At 64.7% G+C, this 22,802-nt stretch carries 22 protein-coding genes and 1 pseudogene; 8 read left to right on the plus strand and 15 right to left on the minus strand.

What is annotated here, in order from left to right:
- Positions 1-30: 30 nt before the first annotated feature.
- Positions 31-918, plus strand: coding sequence for an EamA family transporter RarD (gene rarD, locus ACNFIC_RS21635; RefSeq protein ID WP_138217866.1), 888 nt, complete (start codon positions 31-33; stop codon positions 916-918).
- On the opposite strand, the gene ACNFIC_RS21640 is transcribed toward rarD, so the two are convergent.
- Entirely contained in the window at positions 881-2,452 is a 1,572-nt protein-coding gene (locus tag ACNFIC_RS21640) for a TerC family protein (RefSeq protein ID WP_138217867.1), read from the minus strand. The two genes, rarD and ACNFIC_RS21640, sit on opposite strands and share 38 nt — an antisense overlap.
- A 261-nt stretch (positions 2,453-2,713) precedes the next feature.
- On the opposite strand from ACNFIC_RS21640, the gene ACNFIC_RS21645 reads away from it, so the two are divergent.
- The gene (locus ACNFIC_RS21645) at positions 2,714-3,298 is read left to right on the plus strand and encodes a LysE family translocator (protein ID WP_138217868.1); all 585 of its coding nucleotides are present in this window, start codon (positions 2,714-2,716) and stop codon (positions 3,296-3,298) included.
- Between the two features lie 18 nt (positions 3,299-3,316).
- On the opposite strand, the gene ACNFIC_RS21650 is transcribed toward ACNFIC_RS21645, so the two are convergent.
- From ACNFIC_RS21650 to ACNFIC_RS21665, 4 genes are all read right to left on the minus strand, one after another.
- On the minus strand, positions 3,317-4,096 hold the full coding sequence (locus tag ACNFIC_RS21650; RefSeq protein WP_416781947.1) for an AraC family transcriptional regulator: 780 nt from the start codon (positions 4,094-4,096) through the stop codon (positions 3,317-3,319).
- Positions 4,097-4,174: 78 nt separating this feature from the next.
- A complete protein-coding gene (locus ACNFIC_RS21655; RefSeq protein WP_416781948.1) occupies positions 4,175-5,599 on the minus strand; it encodes a short-chain fatty acid transporter in 1,425 nt (474 codons plus the stop codon).
- Between the two features lie 144 nt (positions 5,600-5,743).
- Entirely contained in the window at positions 5,744-6,400 is a 657-nt protein-coding gene (locus tag ACNFIC_RS21660) for a CoA transferase subunit B (protein ID WP_138217871.1), read from the minus strand.
- Between the two features lie 35 nt (positions 6,401-6,435).
- Positions 6,436-7,134 carry a CoA transferase subunit A gene (locus ACNFIC_RS21665; protein WP_138217872.1) on the minus strand — a complete coding sequence of 233 codons (699 nt, stop codon included), beginning with the start codon at positions 7,132-7,134 and terminating at the stop codon, positions 6,436-6,438.
- Positions 7,135-7,255: 121 nt separating this feature from the next.
- Here ACNFIC_RS21665 and ACNFIC_RS21670 point away from each other — a divergent pair, with 121 nt between their 5' ends.
- Entirely contained in the window at positions 7,256-8,161 is a 906-nt protein-coding gene (locus ACNFIC_RS21670; protein WP_138217873.1) for a LysR family transcriptional regulator, read from the plus strand.
- Positions 8,149-8,252, plus strand: a pseudogene (locus ACNFIC_RS21675) (aldo/keto reductase); the annotation flags it as partial. The gene ACNFIC_RS21670 and the pseudogene ACNFIC_RS21675, both read left to right, overlap by 13 nt.
- 36 nt (positions 8,253-8,288) lie before the next feature.
- Here ACNFIC_RS21675 and ACNFIC_RS21680 read toward each other — a convergent pair.
- Genes ACNFIC_RS21680 through lexA form a run of 4 tightly spaced genes read right to left on the minus strand, consistent with a single transcriptional unit; the run spans position 8,289 to position 14,018 of the window.
- A complete protein-coding gene (locus tag ACNFIC_RS21680) occupies positions 8,289-11,369 on the minus strand; it encodes an error-prone DNA polymerase (RefSeq protein WP_416781949.1) in 3,081 nt (1,026 codons plus the stop codon).
- Entirely contained in the window at positions 11,366-12,784 is a 1,419-nt protein-coding gene (locus ACNFIC_RS21685) for a Y-family DNA polymerase (protein WP_416781951.1), read from the minus strand. The genes ACNFIC_RS21680 and ACNFIC_RS21685 overlap by 4 nt, the downstream gene beginning before the upstream one ends.
- A 5-nt stretch (positions 12,785-12,789) precedes the next feature.
- A complete protein-coding gene (gene imuA, locus ACNFIC_RS21690; RefSeq protein ID WP_416781952.1) occupies positions 12,790-13,401 on the minus strand; it encodes a translesion DNA synthesis-associated protein ImuA in 612 nt (203 codons plus the stop codon).
- On the minus strand, positions 13,401-14,018 hold the full coding sequence (gene lexA, locus ACNFIC_RS21695; RefSeq protein ID WP_416781953.1) for a transcriptional repressor LexA: 618 nt from the start codon (positions 14,016-14,018) through the stop codon (positions 13,401-13,403). The genes imuA and lexA overlap by 1 nt, the downstream gene beginning before the upstream one ends.
- A 92-nt stretch (positions 14,019-14,110) precedes the next feature.
- Between lexA and ACNFIC_RS21700 the strand changes: the two genes are divergently transcribed.
- Positions 14,111-14,770, plus strand: a complete 660-nt coding sequence (locus ACNFIC_RS21700) for an HAD family hydrolase (RefSeq protein WP_416781955.1) — start codon at positions 14,111-14,113, stop codon at positions 14,768-14,770.
- A 19-nt stretch (positions 14,771-14,789) separates the two neighbouring features.
- Here the strand turns inward: ACNFIC_RS21700 and ACNFIC_RS21705 are convergent, their stop codons facing one another.
- Positions 14,790-15,116 carry a hypothetical protein gene (locus ACNFIC_RS21705; RefSeq protein ID WP_138217879.1) on the minus strand — a complete coding sequence of 109 codons (327 nt, stop codon included), beginning with the start codon at positions 15,114-15,116 and terminating at the stop codon, positions 14,790-14,792.
- Between the two features lie 187 nt (positions 15,117-15,303).
- On the opposite strand from ACNFIC_RS21705, the gene ACNFIC_RS21710 reads away from it, so the two are divergent.
- Positions 15,304-15,642 carry a hypothetical protein gene (locus ACNFIC_RS21710; protein ID WP_138217880.1) on the plus strand — a complete coding sequence of 113 codons (339 nt, stop codon included), beginning with the start codon at positions 15,304-15,306 and terminating at the stop codon, positions 15,640-15,642.
- A 78-nt stretch (positions 15,643-15,720) separates the two neighbouring features.
- Positions 15,721-17,154 (plus strand): PLP-dependent aminotransferase family protein, encoded by a 1,434-nt coding sequence (locus ACNFIC_RS21715; protein WP_138217881.1) that lies wholly within the window; start codon positions 15,721-15,723, stop codon positions 17,152-17,154.
- Here ACNFIC_RS21715 and ACNFIC_RS21720 read toward each other — a convergent pair.
- Both ACNFIC_RS21720 and ACNFIC_RS21725 read right to left on the minus strand, forming a co-directional pair.
- A complete protein-coding gene (locus ACNFIC_RS21720; RefSeq protein ID WP_138217882.1) occupies positions 17,147-18,322 on the minus strand; it encodes a cyanate transporter in 1,176 nt (391 codons plus the stop codon). The genes ACNFIC_RS21715 and ACNFIC_RS21720 overlap by 8 nt on opposite strands.
- On the minus strand, positions 18,319-18,777 hold the full coding sequence (locus ACNFIC_RS21725; protein ID WP_138217883.1) for a nucleoside deaminase: 459 nt from the start codon (positions 18,775-18,777) through the stop codon (positions 18,319-18,321). The genes ACNFIC_RS21720 and ACNFIC_RS21725 overlap by 4 nt, the downstream gene beginning before the upstream one ends.
- 193 nt (positions 18,778-18,970) lie before the next feature.
- Between ACNFIC_RS21725 and ACNFIC_RS21730 the strand changes: the two genes are divergently transcribed.
- Complete coding sequence (locus ACNFIC_RS21730) at positions 18,971-19,408, plus strand: carboxymuconolactone decarboxylase family protein (protein ID WP_138217884.1); 438 nt, start codon at positions 18,971-18,973, stop codon at positions 19,406-19,408.
- A gap of 31 nt (positions 19,409-19,439) precedes the next feature.
- Here the strand turns inward: ACNFIC_RS21730 and ACNFIC_RS21735 are convergent, their stop codons facing one another.
- From ACNFIC_RS21735 to ACNFIC_RS21745, 3 genes are read right to left on the minus strand one after another with little or no spacing between them, the layout of a single operon-like run.
- Entirely contained in the window at positions 19,440-20,375 is a 936-nt protein-coding gene (locus ACNFIC_RS21735; protein ID WP_138217885.1) for an aliphatic sulfonate ABC transporter substrate-binding protein, read from the minus strand.
- Between the two features lie 3 nt (positions 20,376-20,378).
- The gene (gene mgrA, locus ACNFIC_RS21740) at positions 20,379-21,422 is read right to left on the minus strand and encodes an L-glyceraldehyde 3-phosphate reductase (RefSeq protein ID WP_416781959.1); all 1,044 of its coding nucleotides are present in this window, start codon (positions 21,420-21,422) and stop codon (positions 20,379-20,381) included.
- The gene (locus ACNFIC_RS21745) at positions 21,419-22,753 is read right to left on the minus strand and encodes an LLM class flavin-dependent oxidoreductase (RefSeq protein ID WP_138217887.1); all 1,335 of its coding nucleotides are present in this window, start codon (positions 22,751-22,753) and stop codon (positions 21,419-21,421) included. Before ACNFIC_RS21745 ends, mgrA begins: the two co-directional genes overlap by 4 nt.
- Positions 22,754-22,802 lie beyond the last annotated feature (49 nt).

A 22,802-nucleotide genomic window follows, 5' to 3' on the forward strand; every position in this document is an offset into this window, starting at 1 on the left:
ATCCCTCCTCCTCCCGTTTCAGAGGCATTCGTGTCAAAAGGCATTGTTTCGTCGGTCATGGCATCCTGCCTGTTCGCCGTGATGTATTACTACACTTCCTTCCTGGCCCCACTGGACGGCGAGGAAATCTTTGGCTGGCGGATCCTGCTCACGTTGCCCTGCCTGACGCTGTTCATGCTGTTCTCGCGTGACTGGAAACACGTCGGTGCGCTGCTTGCACGGGTACGCCAGGCTCCGCTGTTGCTGCTAGGCATGCTCGGCACCTCATGGTTGATGGGCGTGCAGCTCTGGCTGTTCCTGTGGGCTCCATTGCACGGGCGCAGCCTGGAAGTGTCGATGGGCTACTTTCTGTTGCCCTTGACCATGGTCCTGACCGGACGGCTGGTGTATGGCGAGCGACTGTCGCGCCTGCAAACCGTGGCAGTCGCATGTGCGGCGATTGGCGTGGGGCACGAGCTTTATCAGCACGGTAGCTTCGCTTGGGAAACCCTGGTGGTGATGCTCGGTTACCCGATCTACTTCGTGCTGCGCAAGCGCTGCCGCACCGAGCACCTGGGTGGACTGTGGTGCGACATGGGCCTACTGCTGCCTTGGGCTTTGTATTTCGTGGTCCAAGGACCGCTGAGCGCAGCCGACCTGGCGCAGCACCCGGCACTCTACGGCCTGATTCCGCTGCTCGGCGTGATCAGCGCCTGCGCGCTGATCACGTACGTGCTAGCCAGTCGTTTGTTGCCGTTTAGCCTGTTCGGGCTACTCAGCTATGTCGAGCCGGTGTTGCTGGTGGCCGTCTCACTGCTACTGGGCGAGACCATCGGCCCCGACCAGTGGCTGACCTACCTGCCGATCTGGGCCGCGGTGCTGGTGCTGGTGCTCGAAGGCATCAAGCACCTGCTGCGTCAGCGACAGCGTCTGGTGTAAGACGCACCTGACGTACCCGACGCTCCTCGACCGCCACCACTGTCATGCTCCAGCCATTCCAGATGAGCTGATCCCCCACCACCGGAAGGCGGTCCAGCAAGCTCATCACCAGACCCGCGAGGGTCTGGTAGTCCTCGGTGGCGCGCGCGGCAAATCCGGTCCGGGCCTGAACCTGAGCCAGGTTCAACGCACCGCTGACGACGAAGCCACCGGCCTCCTCGACCACGCCCGGGCCTTCCACCTCGCTGGCATCAGGCAACTCGCCGGCAATCGACTCGAGGATATCGGTCATGGTCAGCACGCCGGTAAAGTCACCGAACTCGTTGACCACGAAGGCGATGTGGGTCGACTGCGCACGCATCTGCTCCAGGGCATTGAGGATGCTGAAGCTCTCCAGCAGGTTCAACGGTGCGCGCGCCAGGGCTTCAAGGTCTGGCTGGTTGCCGGCCAACAGTTCCTTGAGCAACTCCTTCTTGTGCACGAAGCCCAGCGGCTCGACGCTGTGGCCATCACGCAGCAACGGCAGGCGTGAGTAGGACGAGTTGACCAGCATCTGGGTGATGGCCTCGGCCGGCTGCGACAGGTCGATCACATCGACTTCGGCGCGCGCCGTCATCACTGTGCGGATCGGCCGCTCAGCCAGGTTCAAAACACCGCTGATCATCACCCGTTCGCGGCGATCGAACACCACCTGCTCCTCGCCACCTTCGACCAGGTCGGCGATTTCCTCGCCCACCTCGTCCGCTTCCACGCGGCGCCCGCCCATCAGGCGTAGTACGGCGTGTGCGGTGCGTTCGCGCAGCGGGCGATGCTGCTGCACGCTGCGCTTGCGGCGGGCACGGGCCAGCTGGTTGAACAGCTCGATCAACAACGAGAAACCGATGGCCGCATACAGGTAGCCCTTGGGAATGTGGAAGCCCAGGCCTTCGGCAGTCAAGCTGAAACCGATCATCATCAGGAAGCCCAGGCACAGCATGATCACCGTGGGGTGGGCGTTGACGAAGCGCGTCAGCGGCTTGCTGGCGACGATCATGATGCCGATGGAGAAGATCACCGCGATCATCATCACCGACAGTTCCTCGACCATGCCAACAGCGGTGATCACCGCATCCAGCGAGAACACCGCGTCGAGCACCACGATCTGCGCCACGATCGGCCAGAACGCGGCATGACGCAACGTGCCGGAGGCTTGGGTCACATGCCCTTCGAGGCGCTCGTGCAGCTCCATGGTGGCCTTGAACAGCAGGAACACACCACCGAACAACATGATCAGGTCACGGCCGGAGAAGCTCTTGCCGAAGATCTCAAACAAGGGCGCGGTCAGCGTCACCATCCACGAGATACTGGCCAACAGGCCAAGACGCATGATCAATGCCAGAGACAGGCCAATCACACGCGCGCGGTCGCGCTGATGCGGCGGTAGTTTGTCGGCGAGGATGGCGATGAACACCAGGTTGTCGATACCCAGTACCAGCTCGAGGACGATCAACGTCAACAGGCCCAGCCAGGCCGTAGGGTCGGCTAGCCATTCCATTAGCGGGTACTCACAAGGCGGGCGTCACAAGGACGCAGGGAGGAAGGCCGGAAAGGCCAAGGACTGGGGGGCTCCGAGAAGCGGCTCATAGATACCTGGATAGAAAAAAGGGAATGTGATCCTACAATCGAAGCAGCTTTTCGTTACAGCAAGAAACTATTACAAAAGCTGTAACAGGGGCTGTGGGCATTTTCCTTCAATACCCAGCCTGTCGGCGCTCGTCAGGATGCTGTGGTCTTGAACCCTGAAAGGAAATTTCCAATGAGCTTGTCCCTGTCCATGGCGGCGTTCGCGCTGGCTGCCTCCATTTCGCCCGGCCCGGTCAACATCGTCGCCCTTGGCAGCGGCGCTCGTCACGGCCTGCGCGCCTGCCTCGGCCACGTTGCCGGCGCCACCCTGGGTTTTTGCCTGCTGCTGGTGCTGACTGGCCTTGGCGTACATGAACTGCTGCTGCGCTGGCCGCTGCTTGGCACGCTATTGCACGGAGGTGGCGTGTTGTTCCTGCTGTACATGGCCTGGAAGCTGGCCAGCGATGATGGGCGCTTGCAAGGCGACGCCACGCAACAGGCACCCAGCGCCTGGCACGGCGCAGCCATGCAGTGGCTCAGCCCCAAGGCCTGGCTCGCGGCGGTGGCTGGCGTGGGCGCCTATACCGGCGGTGAGCAGCAATTACTGTGGCTGTTCACCTGGATCTACGCGCCGATCTGTTTCGTGTCGATCGCCAGTTGGGCCTGGGCAGGCAGTGTGATCCGCAGCTACCTGCACCAACCGCGTCGGCTGCGTCTGTTCAACCGTGCATTGGCGCTGTTGCTGGTGGGTAGTGCGGGGTATCTGCTACTGGGCTGAAACGGCGGCGATTCACCCTCAGCCTTGGCGGTAGTGCCCAGGCGTCGTCGCCAATTGGCGCTTGAAGGCGCGCTGCAAATGCGCTTGATCGGCGAATCCGGCTTCCAGCGCGACCTCGACTATCGGGCGCCCAAGGCGCAGTTGAGCCCGAGCATATTGCACGCGCTGGTCGAGCAGGTAGCCATGCGGCGTGAGCCCGAAACGTTTGCCGAAGGCGCGAATCAGGTACGCACGCGAGAGCCCCACCGCAGCGCAGACATCCTCCAGCGTCAGCGGGTCAAGCCGATGCGCGCGGATGAACGCTGCCGCCATGTCCAATTGTGGGTGCGGCATATGCCGATGTTCACCGCCAGGCTCCAGATACCCTGGTAATGCGTCGAAGAACGCGACCAGCGACTGCGCCTTGAGAGCGGCACCGTGCTCGCCGAACAAGTCGGCGAACACGTTGAGCAAATGTGCGTACAGGCCCGGTGCGGGACTCATGGTCGCCTGCGGCAGCTTGAAGTGCAGTGCCTGCAACCATGCCAGGTCGACGAACAGCATCAGGTAGGACCATGGCTCGCCCTGGATTGGGTTGCAGGTATGCACCACGCCAGGGTTCATCAGCACTGTGGTGCCTGCCCTGACCTCGTGCTGCGAGCCGCCCGTCAGGTAGGTGCTACGCCCTCCGGTAATCACGCCAATCGAAAAACTTTCGTGCGCGTGGGCGGCGTAGCAGACCTGGCGCCCGTCCCCTACCCGGCGCGCCTCGACGAAGGGCAACGCCGGGTCGCGCCAGAACCGCGAGATCTCGATCATGCCATCCCCCTTGCGCATCTGATCAGGGAGACTTTTACCGGCAGCGGGCTGCACGAGCAAGCTTGTACGGGCGTGAGGTCAAGGCATGACCGGAGGGATGTACTGCAACGTGTTGCCCAATGCCCACAGCAGCACCAGCACCAGCACCAAGGGCACGTGTACCAGCAATTGCACGAACGAGAAGCCAATCAGATCGCGCGCCTTGAGCCCCAGCACGCCCAGCAGCGGCAGCATATAGAACGGGTTGATCAGGTTCGGCAGCGCCTCGGCGGCGTTGTAGATCTGCACCGCCCACCCCAGGTGGTACTGCAAGTCATTGGCGACCAGCATCACGTAGGGCGCCTCGATGATCCACTTGCCGCCGCCTGAGGGGATGAAGAAGCCAAGTACCGCCGAGTACACCCCCATCAGCAGTGCGTACGTGTTGTGAGTCGCGATCTGAGTGAAGAACAACGAGATATGGTGGGCCAGCGTCTCACCGTCGATACCCTTGACCTGGGTAAGAATGGCCGCGATAGAGCCGTACAGCGGAAACTGGATCAGCACCCCAGTGGTGGTGGGCACGGCGCGGGCCACGGCATCGAGAAAGCTGCGTGGACGCCAGTGCAATAAGGCGCCGAGCATGATGAACAACAGGTTGTAGGTGTTCAGCCCGGAAATCGCAGTGATCGCAGGCTTGGTGGCAAACTCCTGGTACAGCCAACCGGCGGCCAAGGCGACCAGCAACAGGATCAGGATCGGGCTGTATTCGAGCCACTCGCCGGGGCGGGTGCGCCGAGGCGCAGGCGGGGCGCTGAAACTAGGGTCGACACCGCAGTCTTCGGCGCTACGGGCGCTGCTGGGGCCCGGCGCGGTGGCGTAGGCGACCACCAGCGAGACGATCACCAGCGCGGCCAGCATCACACCCGACTGCCAGAGAAAAATGGTTTCGGTGAACGGGATCACGCCTGTGATCGACAGGATCGACGGCGGCAGGCTGGCCGGGTTGGCCTGCAGTTGCGCAGCCGAGGACGACAGCCCCAGCGCCCATACCGCGCCCAAGCCCAGGTAGGCGGCGGCACCGGCGGCGCGGTAGTCCATTTTCAGCTCGGTGCGTCGGGCCAGGGCGCGTACCAGCAAACCGCCGAACACCAGCGACAGCCCCCAGTTGAGCAACGAGGCAAGCATCGAGATCAGCGCCACCCAGCACACAGCCGAACGGCCGTTTTTTGGCAGCCGCGCCAGGCGGTCGATTAGCCGAGCGGCAGGCGGCGAGCTGGCGACTACATAACCGCCAATGACCACGAAGGCCATCTGCATGGTGAACGGAATCAGGCTCCAGAATCCGTCACCGAAGGCTTTGGCGGTGTCGGTGGGCTTAGCGCCCATTATCAGGGCGCCCAGGCACACCAGCACCACGGCCAGGGCGGCGAACACCCAGGAATCGGGGAACCAGCGTTCGGCCCAGTTGGAGCAGCGCAAGGCAAAGCGGGCGGAGCGGCTGTCTTGAATATCAGCGGCCACGGGGTTTTCCTTTTATTGGTTTTGTAGGTCTTGCAATACTGAAACACGCAAAACCCTGTGGGAGCGGGCTTGCCCGCGAATGCGGCAGTGAATTCACCAACGCATTCGCGGGCAAGCCCGCTCCCACAGGATCAGGGATACGGCTTAAAAGGTCATTTCCTTCACATCGTCCGGCACGATCAGCTTGCCGGCGGTCTTTTCGATGATTTCCTCGACGCTCACTCCTGGCGCGGTCTCGCGCAGGATGAACGCACCGTTCTCGATCTCAAGGTAGGCAAGGTCGGTCAGCACCTTGCGAATGCAGCCGGCCCCGGTCAATGGCAGGCTGCACTTGGGCAGCAGCTTGGACTCACCGTCCTTGGAGGCATGGGTCATGGTGACGATGATGTTCTCGGCGCCGGCCACCAGATCCATGGCGCCGCCCATGCCCTTGACCAGCTTGCCAGGGATCATCCACGAGGCGATGTTGCCTTCCACGTCCACCTCGAAAGCGCCCAGTACGGTTAGGTCCACATGCCCGCCACGGATCATGGCGAAGGACTGCGCCGAGTCGAAGATCGAGGCGCCACGGCGGGCGGTGACCGTCTGTTTGCCGGCGTTGATCATGTCGGCGTCGAGGGTGGCTTCGGTGGGGAACTCGCCCATGCCCAGCAGTCCGTTTTCCGATTGCAGCATCACATCCATGTCGGCAGGCACGTAGTTGGCCACCAAGGTGGGGATACCGATGCCAAGGTTGACGTAGTAGCCGTCCTTCAGTTCTCGGGCGACGCGTTGCGCCATCTGTTCGCGGGTCAGTGCCATGGTCAGGATCTCTTTGTTGTTCTGAAAGATGGCGCTCAGGCCTTGACGGTGCGCTTTTCGATGCGCTTTTCGAAGGTGCCGACGATCACCCGGTCGACGAAGATGCCGGGGGTGTGGATCTCGCTGGGCAGCAGCACACCGGGCTCGACGATTTCCTCGACCTCGACCACGGTGATCTTGCCGGCGGTGGCCGCCAATGGGTTGAAGTTCTGCGCAGTGTTGCGGTACACCACATTGCCGTAGTGGTCGGCCTTCCAGCCCTTGACGATGGCGAAGTCACCGGTGATGGATGTTTCGAGGATGTATTGGCGGCCTTTGAACTCACGCACTTCCTTGCCCTCAGCCACGGGAGTGCCGTAACCGGTAGCGGTGTAGAAGGCTGGGATGCCAGCGCCGCCAGCGCGCATTTTCTCGGCCAGGGTACCTTGTGGGGTCAGTTCCACTTCCAGCTCGCCACTGAGCAACTGGCGTTCGAACTCAGCGTTTTCGCCAACATAGGAGGCGACCATCTTGCGAATCTGCCGGCCTTCGAGCAATACGCCCAGGCCGAAGCCATCGACGCCGCAGTTGTTCGACACCACGGTCAGGCCCTTGACGCCACGGCGCTTGATCTCGGCAATCAAATTTTCAGGGATGCCGCATAGGCCAAAGCCGCCGGCCAGCACCGTCATGCCGTCGGTCAGGCCTGCCAGGGCCTCTTCGTAAGTTGCTACACGCTTGTCCAGTCCGGCCATGCTCAGTCGCCTTTTGTCGTTGTTGGAACCGTGCAGTCATCTTCACCGCAGGCGACTGATTTGTTAATTTTGTTTTCGTCATTGATTGATAAATTTTCCAAAACAAAAGGCCAACCCCCTCATGAACGTCAAGCAGTTGCGTGCCTTCGTCACCGTGGCCAAGTACCAAAGCTTTGCCCAAGCCGGCGAACAGCTGCATGTCTCGCAACCAGCCTTGAGCCTGACCATCAAGGCGCTGGAGGACAATCTTGGCGGCGCCCTGCTTACCCGTACCACCCGCAGCGTCAGCCTGACCGCAGAAGGCGAGGTGCTGCTGCCACTGGCACGGCGCCTGCTGGCCGACTGGGATGACACCGAGGAGATGCTGCGCCAGCGCTTCACCTTGCAACTGGGCCGGGTGTCGGTCGCCGCCATGCCCTCCTACGCCGGCAACCGGCTGCCCGAGGCGCTCAAGGTGTTCCGCCAGCGCTACCCGAAGGTCAACGTCACCGTGCACGATGTAATCAACGAGCAGGTCCTGGAACTGGTACGCCATCGGCGCGTCGAACTGGGCATCGGCTTCGAGCCCGACAGCTGCGAAGCGCTGCTTTTCCATCCCTTGTACATGGACCGTTTCGTCGCCGTGGTGCCTGCCGACTCGCCCCTGGCCCGGCAACCCCAGGTCCGCTGGCAAGAACTGCTGGCCCAGGACTTCGTCGCGCTGCAACGGCCCTCAGCTGTGCGCCTGCTGCTCGAACAGCACGTAGCCGCCGAGCACGGCAAGCTCACCGTGGCGTTCGAGAGCCACCAGCTGGCGACTGTCGGGCGCATGGTTGCCAGCGGTCTGGGGGTGAGTGCCGTACCGGCGCTGTGCATCGAACAGATGCTCGAACTCGGCGCCTGCTGCGTACCACTCACCGACCCCACCGTGGAGCGGCGCATCGGCGTGATCGCCCTGGCCGACCACAAACTGTCGAAAGCTGCCCAAGCGCTGCTTGAGGTACTGCTTTCACACGCCCATCCACAGGAGATGGCATGCGATACGTGAATCTGGCGGGCATCTCGCGGTTCCGGCCATCGGCCAAGGCACGTGGTACATGGGCGAGCCCCCCGGGCACAGGGCGTCCGAACACGCAGCGACTGCGAGGGTGTAACGGTGCCAGGCGCCGAATGACTCAATGGAAGTCTCGGCTGCGCACATCCAGGCCCTGCAACAACGCGCTGACATCCTCCAGCCGCCGGGCAATCAGATGGCGCACCCCGCTCTGCTGCTCCAGCCGCCCGCTCACCTTGAGCAACTGCGCACCGACCAGCGCCCGGCGCTGACGCTCGGCCAGCTCACGCCAGACCACCACATTGAGCATGCCGTGCTCGTCTTCGAGGGTTACGAACGTTACACCACTGGCGGTCTGCGGGCGCTGACGCCCGACCACGATGCCGGCCACGGCAATCTGGTCACCCTCCTCCAACCCGGCCAGTTCTGCCGAACTGCGACAGCCCAGTGCCCGCAGGCGTGGGCGCAGCAAGGTCAGGGGGTGGGGCCCGAGCGTGGTGCCCAGGCTCTGGTAGTCGGCCAGCACGTCTTCGCCCACGCTCGGCACCGGCAGTTCGACCGCAGGCTCTGGCACCGGCCCCAGTTGCGCGAACAACGGCAGTTGCGCCTGCACCGCCGCCACTTGCCAACGCGCTTGGTGCCGGTCACGGGCCAGCCCACGCAATGCCCCAGCGTCGGCGAGCATGGCACACGCGCGACTATCCAGGGCAGCGCCTAGGCACAGGTCTGCCACATCGCGCCAAGCCCGCTGCGCCCTGGCCTGTACCAGGCGCTGGGCATCGGCCTCGGCAAAACCACGGATCTGCCGCAAACCAAGACGAATGGCCAACTCGCCCGCATCCACAGGTTCCAGGGTGCAATCCCAGTGACTGTGCTGCACATCCACCGGACGCACCTCGATACCCTGGCGGCGCGCTTCCTGCAATAACTGGTCGGGGCTGTAGAAGCCCATCGGCCAGCTATTGACCAAGGCACAGGTGAAGATCGCCGGTTCATGGCATTTCAACCAACTGCTGGCATAGCACAGCAAGGCGAAGCTGGCGGCGTGGGACTCGGGGAAGCCATAACTGCCAAAGCCCTTGATCTGCTCGAAGATGCGCTCGGCGAAAGCGCGTTCGTACCCATTGCGCAGCATGCCGTCGATCAGCCGCAACCGATGCGGCTCCAGGCCACCATGGCGCTTCCAGGCGGCCATGCTGCGGCGCAGTTGATCGGCCTCGCCGGGGCTGTAATCGGCGGCGACCATGGCCAGCTCCATCACCTGCTCCTGAAACAACGGCACGCCCAAGGTGCGCTCGAACACGTCTTCGAGTTTTTTCGACGGATAAGTGACTGGCTCGACCTTCATGCGCCGACGTAGATACGGATGCACCATGTCACCCTGGATCGGCCCTGGGCGCACGATCGCCACCTCGATTACAAGGTCGTAGAAGGTGCGTGGCTGCAAGCGCGGCAGCATGGCCATCTGCGCACGCGATTCGATCTGGAATACCCCCATGGTCTCGGCACGGCTGATCATCGCGTAGGTGGCCGGGTCTTCCTGGGGGATGCTCGCCAGGCTCAGCTCACGCCCGCGGTACAAGGCCATCAGGTCGAAGCAGCGACGCAAGGCGCTGAGCATACCCAGGGCCAGCACATCGACCTTGAGCAGCCCGACCATGTCCAGGTCATCCTTGTCCCACTGGATCACCGTGCGCTCGGCCATCGCGGCGTTCTCTACCGGCACCAGTTCGTGCAGCGGCTGGTGGGAGATGACGAAGCCGCCGGGGTGCTGCGAAAGGTGCCGGGGAAAACCAATCAACTGCGCCGCCAGCACCAGGATGCGCCGCAGCGAAGGGCTCTGGGCATCGAAGCCGGCCTCAGCCAGACGCTCGGCATCCGGGATACGGTCGCTCCAGCGGCCACAGCACTTGGCCAGGGCATCCACCTGATCGGCAGGCAGCCCCAGCACCCGTGCCACATCACGCACAGCCCCTGCAGCGTGGTAGCTACTGACCACGGCCGTCAGCGCCGCACGGTGGCGACCGTAACGGCGAAACACGTATTGGATCACCTCTTCACGGCGGTGGTGTTCGAAATCCACGTCGATGTCCGGCGGCTCGTTGCGCTCGCGTGACAGAAAACGCTCGAACAGCAAGCGATGCGCCATGGGGTCGAGTTCGGTAATGCCCAGCACGAAGCACACCACCGAATTGGCCGCTGAGCCTCGCCCCTGGCACAGGATGCGCTGGCTACGGGCGAAGGCGACGATGTCGTGCACGGTCAGGAAATAACTTTCGTAGCCCAACTCCTCGATCAAGGCCAGTTCCTTGGCCAGCAACGCGTGCACCTGGTCGCTGGCCCCCTGCGGCCAGCGTGCGGGCAGGCCCCGTTCGCACAGGCTACGCAGCCAGCTCGCGGGGGTATGCCCCTCAGGCACCAACTCGCGGGGGTAACGGTAGTCCAGCTCGCCCAGATCGAAGCGACAACGCGCAGCGATGGTCAGGGTTTCGGCAAGCAGCGGCGCAGGATACAACGCTTGCAGTTGCTCCAGCGTACGCAAGTGGCGCTCGCCATTGGCGAACAATAAGTGCCCCGCCTCGGCCACGCTGCAATGGCCGCGAATGGCCGTCATGCAGTCTTGCAAGGCGCGGCGGCCACGGGCGTGCATGTGCACATCGCCACACGCCACCAAGGGGACATCGAGCCGTGCGCCGAGGGCCTGCAACGTGGCCAGGCGCTCACGGTCGTCGGTGCCGCGATGCAGGTGGACGGCCAGCCACAGGCGCTCACCGAACAGCCTGCGCAACTGCTGCCCAGCGCTGACATCGGGCTGTGCCTCTGGCACCCACAAGGCCAACAGTCCGTGATGATGAGCGGCCAGGTCATCGATCTTTAACTGGTAACGTCCCTTCTCGGTCCGGCGCCGGGCCAGGTTGATCAAGCGGCACAGGTTCTGATAACCGGCCAGATCCTCTACCAGCAACACAAGCTTGGGGCCCTGCTCCACCTGCACTTCGCTGCCGACGATCAGTTTGAGCCCGTGGCTCTTGGCCGCCTGCCAGGCCCGCACGATGCCGGCTAAGGTGCATTCGTCGGTGATCGCCAGGGCCTGATAGCCCTGCTCGTGGGCACGTCGGAACAGCTCATCGGCACTGGAGGCGCCGCGCTGGAAGCTGAAGCTGGACAGGCAGTGCAGCTCGGCATAGCCCGGTACGCTCATGCGAACCAGCCCTGCAACCACAGCGGTCCGGGCTGCGCCAGGTCGCGATAGGCCCAGCCCTGCAAGCCGTCGCGGGTCTGGATGCGGTAGTAGTCACGCCGCACATCGCCGCCATCCCACCAGCCCGACTCGATGCGCTCGGCGGGGCCAAGCAGTTGCAAGCCGGCTTCAGGCAGGGACACTGGCTCGGCGAGCAGCCAGCCCGGACGACTGCCCGGGGTGACGCTCAGGGCACTGGGCCCGCCCTGCCCGGTCAGTTGCCAGGCGCACTCCGGGCGGTGGTCCGCCTCGGCGCGCAGGCCACTGACCGCCTCGTCCCCCAACCGTGCACGCAGCCGTTCGCGCAGTTGTTCCCAGGGTTGCGCCTGCTGGCTGCGCGCATCGAACAACCCCTGGCGCTGCGGCACGAAGGGCGGCAAGTCGGCGGCCACCAGGCGCAGGTTGCGCACGGGTGCTTTGATGCGCAATGGCTCCAGCCGCCCACGGGCCAGTTCGAACAGAATCGCCGCCTCGCGCTCAGCCGCCAGCAAACCCACCGGCAGGCAGGTGTCCGGGCCCTCGGCATGCTCCAGGTACAGCACGAAGCGCTGCACGCCACAATCGCGGCCAGCAAGGAAAGCCGCCAGGTCATTGAGCAGCCGGCGCAACGGGAACAACAACGCTTGGTGCGACTCGACATCGAAATTCAGCTCAAGCCGCACGTCGAAACGGTCTGGCGGCTGGTAAAAATCCAAAGCCAGGCTGCGCAGGCCGAACAATTGATCCAAGTGCAACTGCACCTGGGCGCTGAAACGCCTCGCCAACGCCTCCCTAGGCAATCGCATGACCTGTTCGAGCCGACGCAGTCCCATACGAATGAAGGCCTCGCAGGCCTCGGTGGGCAAGCCGGCACGCTCGATGGGCAGTGAAAGCAAGGCTTGGTGCGTGGCCTCGGGGTCGGTTACGGCCAGACCATCGTGGGCGTTGGCCAGCACGCGCGCCGCGACCGGGTTGCTGGCCAATACAATGCGCTGGCGCAATCCCAGCTCAGCCAACTCGTGGCGCAGTCGCGCTTCGAACGCAGGCCAGGGGCCGAACAGTTGCAGGCTAGCGCCCACTTCCAGCAACAGGGCGCGCGGGTAATGCACGCTGACTTGGGCACTGAAACGGTAGGCCCAGGCCGCCAGCAACTGTTGCAGTTGCTCGATACGTGCAGGCTCGGCCTCGACACAGGTAAAACCATCGGCCAAGGCGCGAGCCGCTGTGAGGGTTTGCCCGGGGCGAAGCCCGAGCTGCCGTGCTGCCGGGTTGACCGCCTGCAGCACGCGGCGTTGGCTCGGCCCCTGGATCAGCACCAGCGGCGCATCAGGGTCGTCGCGCTCGCGCAGCACGCTGTCCAGCGCCAGCTGCGGTAGCACGATGCAGGCCCAGAGCATGATGCTCAGCCTCGGGGAATGGGCATGGACGGTGGCAGGCCGCCACGGCATTTGAGCACCCGCCACTGTGCCGGTTGCGTGTCGATGGCGATACGCAAGGCCGCTGGCGACGGGTTGTTGGCCGCGTGTTGCCCACGACAGGCGAAGGCCAGCGCAGCCCCACTCTCGGCAGCCACCTGCAAGCGACGCAGGGCGCGGTCGTTCGCCCGCTGCGGCCAGCACAGCACCGCCGCGCAACTGCCCGAACGCAGGCATTGTTCGGCGGCCCATAGTGTATCTGCGGCGCTGGCATCGACCTGGGCCAGCCAACGCAGGTCTACCCCTGCTGCCTGCCAGGCCGGTGCGTAGGGGATGAACGGCGGCGCCACCAGAACCACGCGCTGGCCCGCCGTGGTGAGCCGCGCCAGGGTTGGCCACAGCAACTGCAACTCGCCAGCACCGGGGCTGGCCAAAAGCAGCTCGCTCAATGCCGCTGCTGGCCAGCCACCGTCAGGCAGGCGTTCGTCCAACAGCGGGTGGCCGCTCGGTTGCAAACCCTGGGGGCGGGCCTGGACTTGCCGCCCACGCCAGACCTGGCGCTGGTCGAGCAGGCGGTCGAGTTCGACTACCGCGCCCATCAGTCACGCCTCAGCAGGCCGCAGAACACGCCTTCGATGAAAAACTCGCGTTCAGGACCGACGTCGATGGGTTGGTAGTGGGGATTGCGTGGTAGCAGCCGGTAGCCTTCGCGAGTGCGTTGCAGGCGCTTGATGGTGACCTCGCCGTCGAGCCTGGCGACCACGATCTGGCCATCGCGGGCCTCGCCTTGCTGGCGGATGCCGACCAGATCACCGTCGAAGATGCCGTCGTCGACCATCGAGTCGCCGCGCACCTTGAGCAGATAGTCAGGCGTGCGGCGGAACAGGCTGGGATCGAGCAGCAGTTGCTCGTGGATGCCCAGGTCAGGGCCGATGGGCGCACCGGCCGCCACTTGGCCAAGCACCGGCAGTTCGAGGATTTCGGGCCTGCGCAAAGGCTCGGCCAGGCGGATACCGCGTGCCTGATTCGGGGTGACGTCGATGTAGCCCGCCTGACACAGGGCCGTGATGTGTTTGCGCGCCACGCTGCGCGAAGCGAAACCGAAGCGCTCGGCGATATCGGCCAGCGACGGTGGCTGGCCTTGATCGGTGATGCGCTCGCGGATGAACGCCAGGATGGCGCGGCGTTTGGGAGGTAAAATGTCCATGGAGTACATTTGTACTCTTTTCGGCGTACACTGAACAGCCCCCTTCGTCGCCAGACTCGGCTATGATGGCTGCTGAATTGTTTCTCCTGCCAGGATGCCCAATGCTTACCGCCTTGCTGTTCGACCTCGACGGAACCCTCACGGACACCGACACCCTTCATCTGCAAGCTTTCCGCAAGCTGCTGCATGACTACGACGGGCGCGGACTGACCCAGGCACAGTTCAATACCCAGGTCAGCGGCCGCTCCAACGGTTTGCTGTTCGCCGAGTTGTTTCCGCAAGCCGACGCCCAGCAACGCCAGGCCCTGGCCGAGCGTAAGGAAGCACTGTTTCGCGAGCTGTCACCCACGCTCAAGCCTTTACCCGGCCTTCTGCGCCTGCTGGAGCATGCCCGTCAGCACGCGATCGGCACGTGCGTGGTCACCAACGCACCACGCCTGAATGCCGAGCACATGCTCGGCGCCATGGGCATCGAGGCGTGCTTCGAGCATGTGCTGGTCGCTGATGAACTGGCGCGGCCCAAGCCTGACCCGCTGCCCTACCTCACCGGCCTGCAACGCCTGAAGGCCGAGGCCGCACAGGCCCTGGCATTCGAAGACTCTCTGCCGGGCGTGCAAGCTGCCAGCGGCGCAGGGATTTTTACCGTGGGGCTGGCCACCACCCAATCAGCCGAACGCTTGCACGGTGCAGGGGCGCAACTGGTCATAGAGGACTTCGACGACCCACGGCTGTGGGCCTTGATCAAGGGCATGTCATCCTGAGTGCGACGACCGCTCAGGATCAGCGCCGCTTGTAGCTCTTGTTACCAGAGGGCGTCAGGCAATACACCCCGCCCCGGGGGCCGGTGCAATAGTTGCCGCTGCCACAGCCACACCCGCCCTCACTGGCACGTAACGGCTGGATGTTCGAACGCCCAGCGAATACGGCGCTGCAGCTTTTTTTCGAAGCGCTGATCGACCCGTCGTTGCACAAAAAGGTGTCGCCGTCGCATCCGGCAATCCCGCCCTTGCGACCGGAACACGGGGTATTGGCCGCCTGGGCTGAGGATATGGCAAGGCACAGCGCGAGCAACGGCAGGCTCAGCCAGCGCATCGGGGCAAGGTTCATCGGGCACGGCTCCTTGTGACAAGTGGCTCAATGCTATCACTCTGATGCGGGTCAAGGGCGATACCCTGGGCATCCAGTAATTTGCGAAGCTTCCTACAGCGGTGTCGGAGGCGGCCTGCTTTTTACCGCCCCCTTCAGCCCGCCATCATCGGACCTGGATGTCGTAGCCCAACCATGAGGCCCTGCCATGCCCAGACACGCCCGCCCTATCGCCGCCTTACGCACTACCCTGCGCCAACTGCTGGCCCATGACATCAGCAACCCCGACGACAACCCGAACCTGTCGGGAGTACGCTTTTTCTGCGCAACCGACGAGCCGACCCGCATGCTCATCGAGCAAGTCGAGCTACAGGCCAGCGCCGTACTGTTCGACGCCAGAGGACGTGCCATCGAATGCCACATGCGCGAGGCGGCCATCGAGGGCGTACGGATTCGTCAGAAACCCAACAGCGCCGAAAACGAAACCGTGATTCGCATCGCCTTGCCAGAAAAAGGCTACATCACCATCAGTACTGCGCGTCTCTGAGGCCTGCGTGACAGATGGACTTGCGGCCCTGCGCTCGACACGTGAAGCTTGCAGACTCCAGCGCTCCCGGATTCGCTCATGGAACTGCACATACGCCTCGAAGGCCGCAAAGGCCTTGCCAACCAGCTCTATCAGCAATTGCGCGCCGGTATCGACAGTGGCCACCTGGCCGCCGGTACCCAATTGCCCCCGACTCGCCTGCTCGCCGAGCAACTGGGCGTCTCGCGCAAGACCGTAGCCGAAGCCTATTCACGCCTGACCTACGAAAACCTGCTCAGCGGCGTGGTAGGACGTGGCACCTTCATTACCCCGCGTCGCCCCGTGCACGCCGAGGAGCCTCAAGCCATTGCACTGGCCGCCGCTGACAGCCTCAAGCGCTGGCAGCAGCGCGCCACGGTGTTGGGTCGTCGCGCCCTGGACGCCCCCTCGCGCTACGATTTTATTGGCGGCGCTTCAAGCAAGGCTCAGTTCCCCTTCGACCAGTGGCGCACATGCCTGCTCTATGGCCTGCGCCGCAGCCAGCGCCACCCCGACCGCCATTTCGCCCCCCAAGGCCTGCTCGAACTGCGCGAGGCCATCGCCCACCACATTGCCTACGCGCGCGGAGTGCACTGCACAGCCAGCGATGTATTGGTGTGCAACGGCGCCCAGCAGGCTTTGGACTTGATCGCCCGGGTGCTGGTCGAGCCCGGCTGCAAGGTGGCCATGGAAGACCCCGGCTACCCACCGGCACGCCAGCTGTTCCTGGCCCTTGGGGCACACCTGCAGTCGGTACCGGTGGACGCCGAAGGGCTGTGCGTGGAACAGATCGAAGCGGGCACCCGGCTGATCTATGTCACTCCCTCGCACCAGTTCCCCCTGGGCATGCCCATGAGCACGCCACGCCGCCAGGCCCTATTGGCGCGGGCCGCCGAGCTGGGCGCGCTAGTGATCGAAGACGACTACGACTGCGAGTTCCGTTATGCAGGCCCTGCGGCCGAGGCCTTGCAGCGCCTGGACCGGCACGGCCTGGTGGCCTACGTCGGCACGTTCTCCAAGACCCTGCTGCCCGAGCTGCGCCTGGGCTACGCGGTGTTGCCACCGGCAGTGATGCCTGCGGCCTGCGTGGCCAAGCACTTGACCGACTGGCACAGCCCAAGCGTGCAACAGTGGGCGCTGGCGCGATTCATCGCCGAAGGCCATCTGAATCGGCATATCCGCCGCTGCCACGAGGTCTACAGCGCGCGGCGCGAGCGTATCCTGGCGCGCCTGACGGGTGACCTGGCACCTTGGTTCGACGCCGTGCCAGCCAGCGCCGGTTTTCACCTGAGCGCACTGGCCAGGCCTGGGGTGGATGTGGAGCTTTTGATCAACCTGGCGCGCAAGGTCGAGGTCGGGCTTTACTCACTGGCGCCGTTCTTCAGCCACGCGCCGGTGCGCCCTGGCTTGCTGCTGGGCTTCGGCGCCATCGAGCTGCTGGACATCGACCCGGCGCTGGACCGGGTCGCCGATACCTTGCAGCGCCTCAGTTGACCGCTGCGAGGTTGATCGCCCGCCGATAACCGTCCGGGGCGAAACGCACGGTGACCAGCAGCATGGCCAACACCGTGCAGGCCAGCAGGGTCCAGGAGGCTTGAAAATCACCGCTGACATCGCGCAACCAACCGGTGATGTAAGGCACGATGCCGGTGATGATGAACCCTACCCCCTGTACGAAGGCCGCCAGGCTTCCAGCCTCGGCGGGGCTGCGCACATGTTCGAGGGTCAAGGTCAGGCTGAGGCTGAAGCAAGCCCCTAGACCCAAGCCGATCATCGCCACCCAAAGCCCCATGGCGCTGGTCGGTGCCAGTAGCAGGCCGGTGAAACCGCACAACTGGACCAGCAGTGCCAGCCACAGGCCGGGCCGTCGGTCCAGCCGCTTGCGCAGCAGCAGCGGCAGCCCCACAGCCCCCGCCACTTGGAAGATGGTCATCAGGCCCACCATCTGGCCGCCGCCCTGGGCAGTGCCGCCGTGCTCCATGTGATAGGCCGGTAGCCAGGCCACCATGCTGGTGTAGCCGCCGTTAATCAGTCCGAAGTACAGCGCCAGCAACCACGCCCGGCGATTGCCGAACCAGCGCCCGCCCGATGCGCTGGCCAGGCCAGGTGCAGGCTGGCGAGGTCGCCAGGCGATCCAAGCCAGCAGGGCCAACAGCGCGGGTAATGCCCACACCCCAAGCCCTACCTGCCAGAGTCCGGCCCGCGCGGTGATCGCCGGGCCCAGCACCGCCGCCAGTCCGCCGCCGCTCATCAAGGCCGCCGAATACAGGCCCATCGCGGCGGCCAGCCGGCCCGGGAACCAACGATTGACCAAGCCCGGCATCATGCCCTGCACCACCGCGACCCCAAGGCCGGCCAGCACTGCACTGGCAATCAAAGCCCAGGCGCTATCCAGTTGTAGGCGCCACACACAGGCCAGGGCAATTGCGCACAGCCCGGCAAGCATACCGGCGTGTTCGCTGAGCCAGCGCCGTAGCCAAGGCTGCAACAGCGGCACCAAGCCCATGCACAACACCGGCAACGCTGTCAGCAGTGCTGCCTGCTGGTAGCCAAGGCCGGTGCTCTGGCGCATCGGTTCGAGTAGCGGGCCGATACTGGTGAGGATCGGCCGCAGGTTGATTGCCAGCAGCATCACCAGCAACAGGTTCAACGCCGCACTCATGCTTGGCTGGCCTGCTGCCACTCACGGTACAAGCCGTCTTCACCGACGGGCTTGAGCGCCCGCAGGGTCAGGCTCTGCTGTTGCGGCGGGCGGGCCATCTGCGCATACACGGCAGCGGTGGACAGGCCATAGGGTTCGCCTTCGCTGTTATCGTAGGCGAACCAGGCGCGCTCGATGCCGCACAGGTGCATAGCGGCCAGGCACATTGGACACGGATGGCCGCTGGCGTAGATCTCGGCACCGTCCAGGCGTGGCCGACCCAGCACCTGAGCAGCCTGACGGATGGCTTGCAGCTCGGCGTGGGCGGTCGGATCCTGGGTGCTGTGGATCTGGTTGACGGCGCGGGCGATCACTTGCCCCTGATACACCAGCACGGCGCCAAACGGCCGACCTCCGGCATGGATGTTGGCGCGGGCAAGGTCGAGGGCTTGGCGCATGAATGCTTCTTGGGACATGAGTCGGGTACTCGGTAAAAGACCCGGCCATTATCCCGACTGCACCGCCTGGGCAGAAATGAAGAGATTGGATGCCTCCCAGTGGCCACCTGAATACGCCATTGGCCTCCTGGCAAAGCGCAGGATTGGCTATTCGGCCTGGGCCGCGCTGCCGCTAAGGTAGCGCCATCCCTGAACCTGTCGGAGAGATGCCATGCACGAACGTATCGAATGGGCCAAGCACGCCCCTGAAGCCTACAAGGCGATGATCGGCCTTGAGCAGGCCTTGTTGGCCTCGGGCCTTGAGCACTCGCTGCTCGAACTGGTGCGCCTGCGCGCCTCGCAGATCAACGGCTGTGCCTACTGCATAAACCTGCACGCCAACGATGCGCGCAAGGCCGGCGAAACCGAAGCGCGCCTGCAAACCCTGAGCGTGTGGCGCGAGACCCGCTACTTCAGTGCGCGCGAGTGCGCAGCCCTGGCCTGGTTGGAGAGCCTCACCCGCCTGCCTGAGCGTGGCGCACCGCAACCTGAGTACGCCGCAGTGCTTGAGCATTTCACCGAGAAAGAGGCCGTCAACCTGACCCTGGCGATTGCCACCATCAATGCCTGGAACCGGTTTGGCGTGGGCTTTGCGATGGTGCCCGCCTGACGCAGGCGTTACGCGCATCAAGCACGCGGGATTACTTCAGCGGCCTGCGCCACACCGCTGCGGCCACATCCACAGGCTTGGGCAACAGCTTGTTGTCGAGGAACAACTGCGCCGTCTGCTGCTGGGCCGCGACGATCTCGTCGCTCACCAGCAGCACCGGCGATGCCGGACGGTGGCTGAAGCTGCGCTGCACCACCGCCTCGGGCAAGCCCATGAACGCCGCCAGGGTGCGAATGCTGCCGGCCTCGTCGCTACGGGTGAGCGCTTCGGCGCGGCTGATTTCATCCAGCAGTTGCACCACAAACTGCGGGTTGGCCTGCACGTAAGGGCGCGCGCCGAGCATGAAAGGCCCGATCAGGCCAAGCCCCTGCCCGTCCGCCAGCAGGCGCGCCTTGCCCTCCAAATCGATGGCCGAATAGAACGGGTCCCAGATCGCCCAGGCATCCACGCTGCCGCGCTCGAACGCCGCCCTGGCATCGGCCGGGGCCAGGTACACCGGCTGCACATCGCGGATGCTCAAGCCAGCCTTGGCCAGCGCCCGCAGCACCAGGTTGTGGGCACTGGAACCCTTCTGCAGAGCAATGCGCTTGCCTTTGAGCGCAGCAACCGTGGTGATCGGGCTGCTCTTGGGCACCAGAATCACTTCAGCCTGGGGCTTGGGCGGTTCGGCGCCAATGTACAACAGGTCGGCCCCCGCTGCCTGGGCGAAGATCGGCGGGATATCGCCGGTTGAGCCGATGTCCAGGCTACCGATGTTCAAGGCTTCAAGCATCTGCGGGCCGGCAGGGAACTCAATCCACTCAACCCGCGTGTTGGCGAAACGCTGTTCCAGCAAGCGGTGCTGCTTGGCCAGCACCAGGCTGATCGAGCCTTTCTGGTAGCCGATGCGCAGGCTGGCCGGGTCGGCCGCCTGGACGCTGCCGGCGAGCACCGCCAGCAACAGCGCGGTGAAGCGTATCAAGGCCATGACTTACTCCTTCCAGTCGGTCGAGGGTTTTTCCCAGAGGTTGATCCCACCCTCCACGGCATGCTGGTCGATTTCGGCCAGTTCCTCGGCGGTAAAAGTAAGGTTGTCCAAGGCCGCGACGTTCTCGATGATCTGCTCGGGCCGACTGGCACCGATCAGCGCCGAGGTCACCCGGCTGTCACGCAGAGTCCAGGCCAGGGCCAGCTGGGCCAAGCTTTGGCCGCGACGTCGGGCGATCTCGTTGAGTGCCCGAGCGCGCGCCAGGTTGGCCTCGCTCAAGTGCTCCGGCAGTAGCGAAGCACCCCCCGCACGGTTGACCCGGGCATCGGCCGGTATGCCGTCGAGGTACTTGTCGCTGAGCAGGCCCTGGGCCAAGGCGGTGAACACGATCACCCCGACACCGGCCTGCTCGGTGGTATCCAGCAGTGCGCCTTCGATCCAGCGGTTGAACAGGTTGTAGGACGGCTGGTGGATCAGCAGTGGCACCTTCAACTCATTCAGCAACGCCGCGATTTCCTGGGTCTTGCCCGCTGAGTACGAGGATATGCCGATGTACAACGCCTTGCCCTGGCGCACGATGTCGGCCAGGGCGATGGCGGTTTCTTCCAGTGGCGTGTCGGGGTCGAATCGGTGCGAGTAGAAGATATCGACGTAGTCCAAATCCAGGCGCTTGAGGCTCTGGTCGAGGCTGGCGTGCAGATACTTGCGCGAGCTGCCGCCCTGCCCGTACGGCCCTGGCCACATATCCCAGCCGGCCTTGCTGGAAATAATCAGCTCGTCGCGGTAGGCGCGCAGGTCTTCGCGCAGCAGGCGGCCGAAGTTGATCTCGGCGCTGCCGTAGGGCGGCCCGTAGTTGTTGGCCAGGTCGAAATGGTTGATGCCGACGTCGAAGGCGGTGCGCAGCAGAGCGCGCTGGGTGTCGATGGGGGTGGCGTCGCCGAAGTTGTGCCACAGGCCCAGCGACAGGGCCGGCAGCACCAGGCCGCTGCGGCCGACTCGGCGATAAGGCATGCGCGCGTAGCGCTCGGGGTTGGCAAGGTAGGTCATGGGTGCTCTCGTTCGAAGTGAGGATTGGCGGGACGGCGCAGGCCCAGGTGCTCACGCAGGGTGCGGCCCTGGTACTGGGTGCGGAACAGCCCACGGCGTTGCAGTTCGGGCACCACCAGCTCGGCGAAATCCTCCAGCCCTTGCGGCAGGTGCGGCACCAGGATGTTGAAACCATCGGCGGCGCGGCCTTCGAACCAGGCCTGCAACTGATCGGCGATCTGCGCCGGGGTGCCGACCAGGCTGAAGTGCCCGCGGCCACCGGCGATGCGTTGGCCCAGCTCGGCCAGGGTCAGGCGCTCGCTACCGGCCAACTCGGTCAGCAACTGCTGGCGGCTGCGCTGGCCGTCCTCGGTGGGTGGCAGTTCAGGCAGCGGGCCGTCCAGCGGGTAGCCGGACAGGTCGAAGTTGCCGAGCATGCGGCCCAGCAGCGCGACACCTACGCGCGGCTCCACCAGGCGTTGGAACTGCTCGGCCTTGTCCTGGGCTTGGGCCTCGGTGTGCCCGACAACCACGTACACACCGGGCATGATCTTCAGGTCATCCTCGCTGCGGCCATGGCGAGCCAGGCGGCCTTTGAGATCGGCGTAAAACGCCTGTGCAGCGGCCAGCGAGGGTTGTGCCGTGAACACCACTTCGGCGCTCTCGGCAGCCAGCTCCCGACCTGTCTCGGAGGAGCCGGCCTGCACCAGCACTGGTCGCCCCTGGGGCGAGCGCGCAACGTTCAGCGGTCCCTTGACCCGAAAATGCTCGCCGGCATGTTCCAGTGCACGCACAGCATCGGGCCGATGGAACTGTCCGTCGACCTTGTCGCGCAGGAAGGCGTCGTCGGCCCAGCTGTCCCACAGCCCTTGTACCACCTGCTGGAACTCTCGGGCGCGGGCATAGCGCTGAGCATGCGCGATATGCCCGTCGCGGCCAAAGTTGCCGGCCTCGGCGGCGGCGTCGGAGGTCACCAGGTTCCAACCCGCACGCCCGCCCGACAGATGATCGAGTGAGGCGAACTTGCGTGCCACGTGGTACGGCTCGTTGTAGCTGGTGGTGGCGGTGGCGATCAGGCCGATGCGCTCGGTCACCGCGCTCAGCGCCGACAACAAGGTGAGCGGTTCGAAGTACACCGAGCGGGCGCTGTGGCTGGCCAGGGCATCGCTGGGAGCGGCGACGCTGTCGGCGACGAACAAGGCATCGAAGCAGGCGTTCTCGGCGATCTGCGCCGCGCGGCGGTAGGTAGCGAAGTCCAGCGGATCGGCCGGCACGTCCGGGTGGCGCCAGGCGGCGACGTGGTGCCCGGTGGCCATGAGGAAGGCACCGAGGCTGAGTTGGCGAGTGGCCATGATTGCTCCCAGGTAATGTGAGGCGGTCAGGGGCCTGTCGCGAGCGGGT

Source organism: Pseudomonas sp. NY15463, assembly GCF_048068415.1.
In the GTDB taxonomy this organism is placed as follows: domain Bacteria; phylum Pseudomonadota; class Gammaproteobacteria; order Pseudomonadales; family Pseudomonadaceae; genus Aquipseudomonas; species Aquipseudomonas mosselii_C.

What these genes read in the sequence shown, in the direction of transcription:
- ACNFIC_RS21640 (WP_138217867.1), bottom strand. Translation starts at nt 2,452, where the DNA reads ATGGAATGGCTAGCCGACCCTACGGCCTGGCTGGGCCTGTTGACGTTG.
- ACNFIC_RS21645 (WP_138217868.1), top strand. Translation starts at nt 2,714, where the DNA reads ATGAGCTTGTCCCTGTCCATGGCGGCGTTCGCGCTGGCTGCCTCCATT.
- ACNFIC_RS21650 (WP_416781947.1), bottom strand. Translation starts at nt 4,096, where the DNA reads ATGATCGAGATCTCGCGGTTCTGGCGCGACCCGGCGTTGCCCTTCGTC.
- ACNFIC_RS21660 (WP_138217871.1), bottom strand. Translation starts at nt 6,400, where the DNA reads ATGGCACTGACCCGCGAACAGATGGCGCAACGCGTCGCCCGAGAACTG.
- ACNFIC_RS21665 (WP_138217872.1), bottom strand. Translation starts at nt 7,134, where the DNA reads ATGGCCGGACTGGACAAGCGTGTAGCAACTTACGAAGAGGCCCTGGCA.
- ACNFIC_RS21670 (WP_138217873.1), top strand. Translation starts at nt 7,256, where the DNA reads ATGAACGTCAAGCAGTTGCGTGCCTTCGTCACCGTGGCCAAGTACCAA.
- ACNFIC_RS21680 (WP_416781949.1), bottom strand. Translation starts at nt 11,369, where the DNA reads ATGAGCGTACCGGGCTATGCCGAGCTGCACTGCCTGTCCAGCTTCAGC.
- ACNFIC_RS21685 (WP_416781951.1), bottom strand. Translation starts at nt 12,784, where the DNA reads ATGCTCTGGGCCTGCATCGTGCTACCGCAGCTGGCGCTGGACAGCGTG.
- imuA (WP_416781952.1), bottom strand. Translation starts at nt 13,401, where the DNA reads ATGGGCGCGGTAGTCGAACTCGACCGCCTGCTCGACCAGCGCCAGGTC.
- lexA (WP_416781953.1), bottom strand. Translation starts at nt 14,018, where the DNA reads ATGTACTCCATGGACATTTTACCTCCCAAACGCCGCGCCATCCTGGCG.
- ACNFIC_RS21700 (WP_416781955.1), top strand. Translation starts at nt 14,111, where the DNA reads ATGCTTACCGCCTTGCTGTTCGACCTCGACGGAACCCTCACGGACACC.
- ACNFIC_RS21705 (WP_138217879.1), bottom strand. Translation starts at nt 15,116, where the DNA reads ATGAACCTTGCCCCGATGCGCTGGCTGAGCCTGCCGTTGCTCGCGCTG.
- ACNFIC_RS21710 (WP_138217880.1), top strand. Translation starts at nt 15,304, where the DNA reads ATGCCCAGACACGCCCGCCCTATCGCCGCCTTACGCACTACCCTGCGC.
- ACNFIC_RS21715 (WP_138217881.1), top strand. Translation starts at nt 15,721, where the DNA reads ATGGAACTGCACATACGCCTCGAAGGCCGCAAAGGCCTTGCCAACCAG.
- ACNFIC_RS21720 (WP_138217882.1), bottom strand. Translation starts at nt 18,322, where the DNA reads ATGAGTGCGGCGTTGAACCTGTTGCTGGTGATGCTGCTGGCAATCAAC.
- ACNFIC_RS21725 (WP_138217883.1), bottom strand. Translation starts at nt 18,777, where the DNA reads ATGTCCCAAGAAGCATTCATGCGCCAAGCCCTCGACCTTGCCCGCGCC.
- ACNFIC_RS21730 (WP_138217884.1), top strand. Translation starts at nt 18,971, where the DNA reads ATGCACGAACGTATCGAATGGGCCAAGCACGCCCCTGAAGCCTACAAG.
- ACNFIC_RS21735 (WP_138217885.1), bottom strand. Translation starts at nt 20,375, where the DNA reads ATGGCCTTGATACGCTTCACCGCGCTGTTGCTGGCGGTGCTCGCCGGC.
- mgrA (WP_416781959.1), bottom strand. Translation starts at nt 21,422, where the DNA reads ATGACCTACCTTGCCAACCCCGAGCGCTACGCGCGCATGCCTTATCGC.
- ACNFIC_RS21745 (WP_138217887.1), bottom strand. Translation starts at nt 22,753, where the DNA reads ATGGCCACTCGCCAACTCAGCCTCGGTGCCTTCCTCATGGCCACCGGG.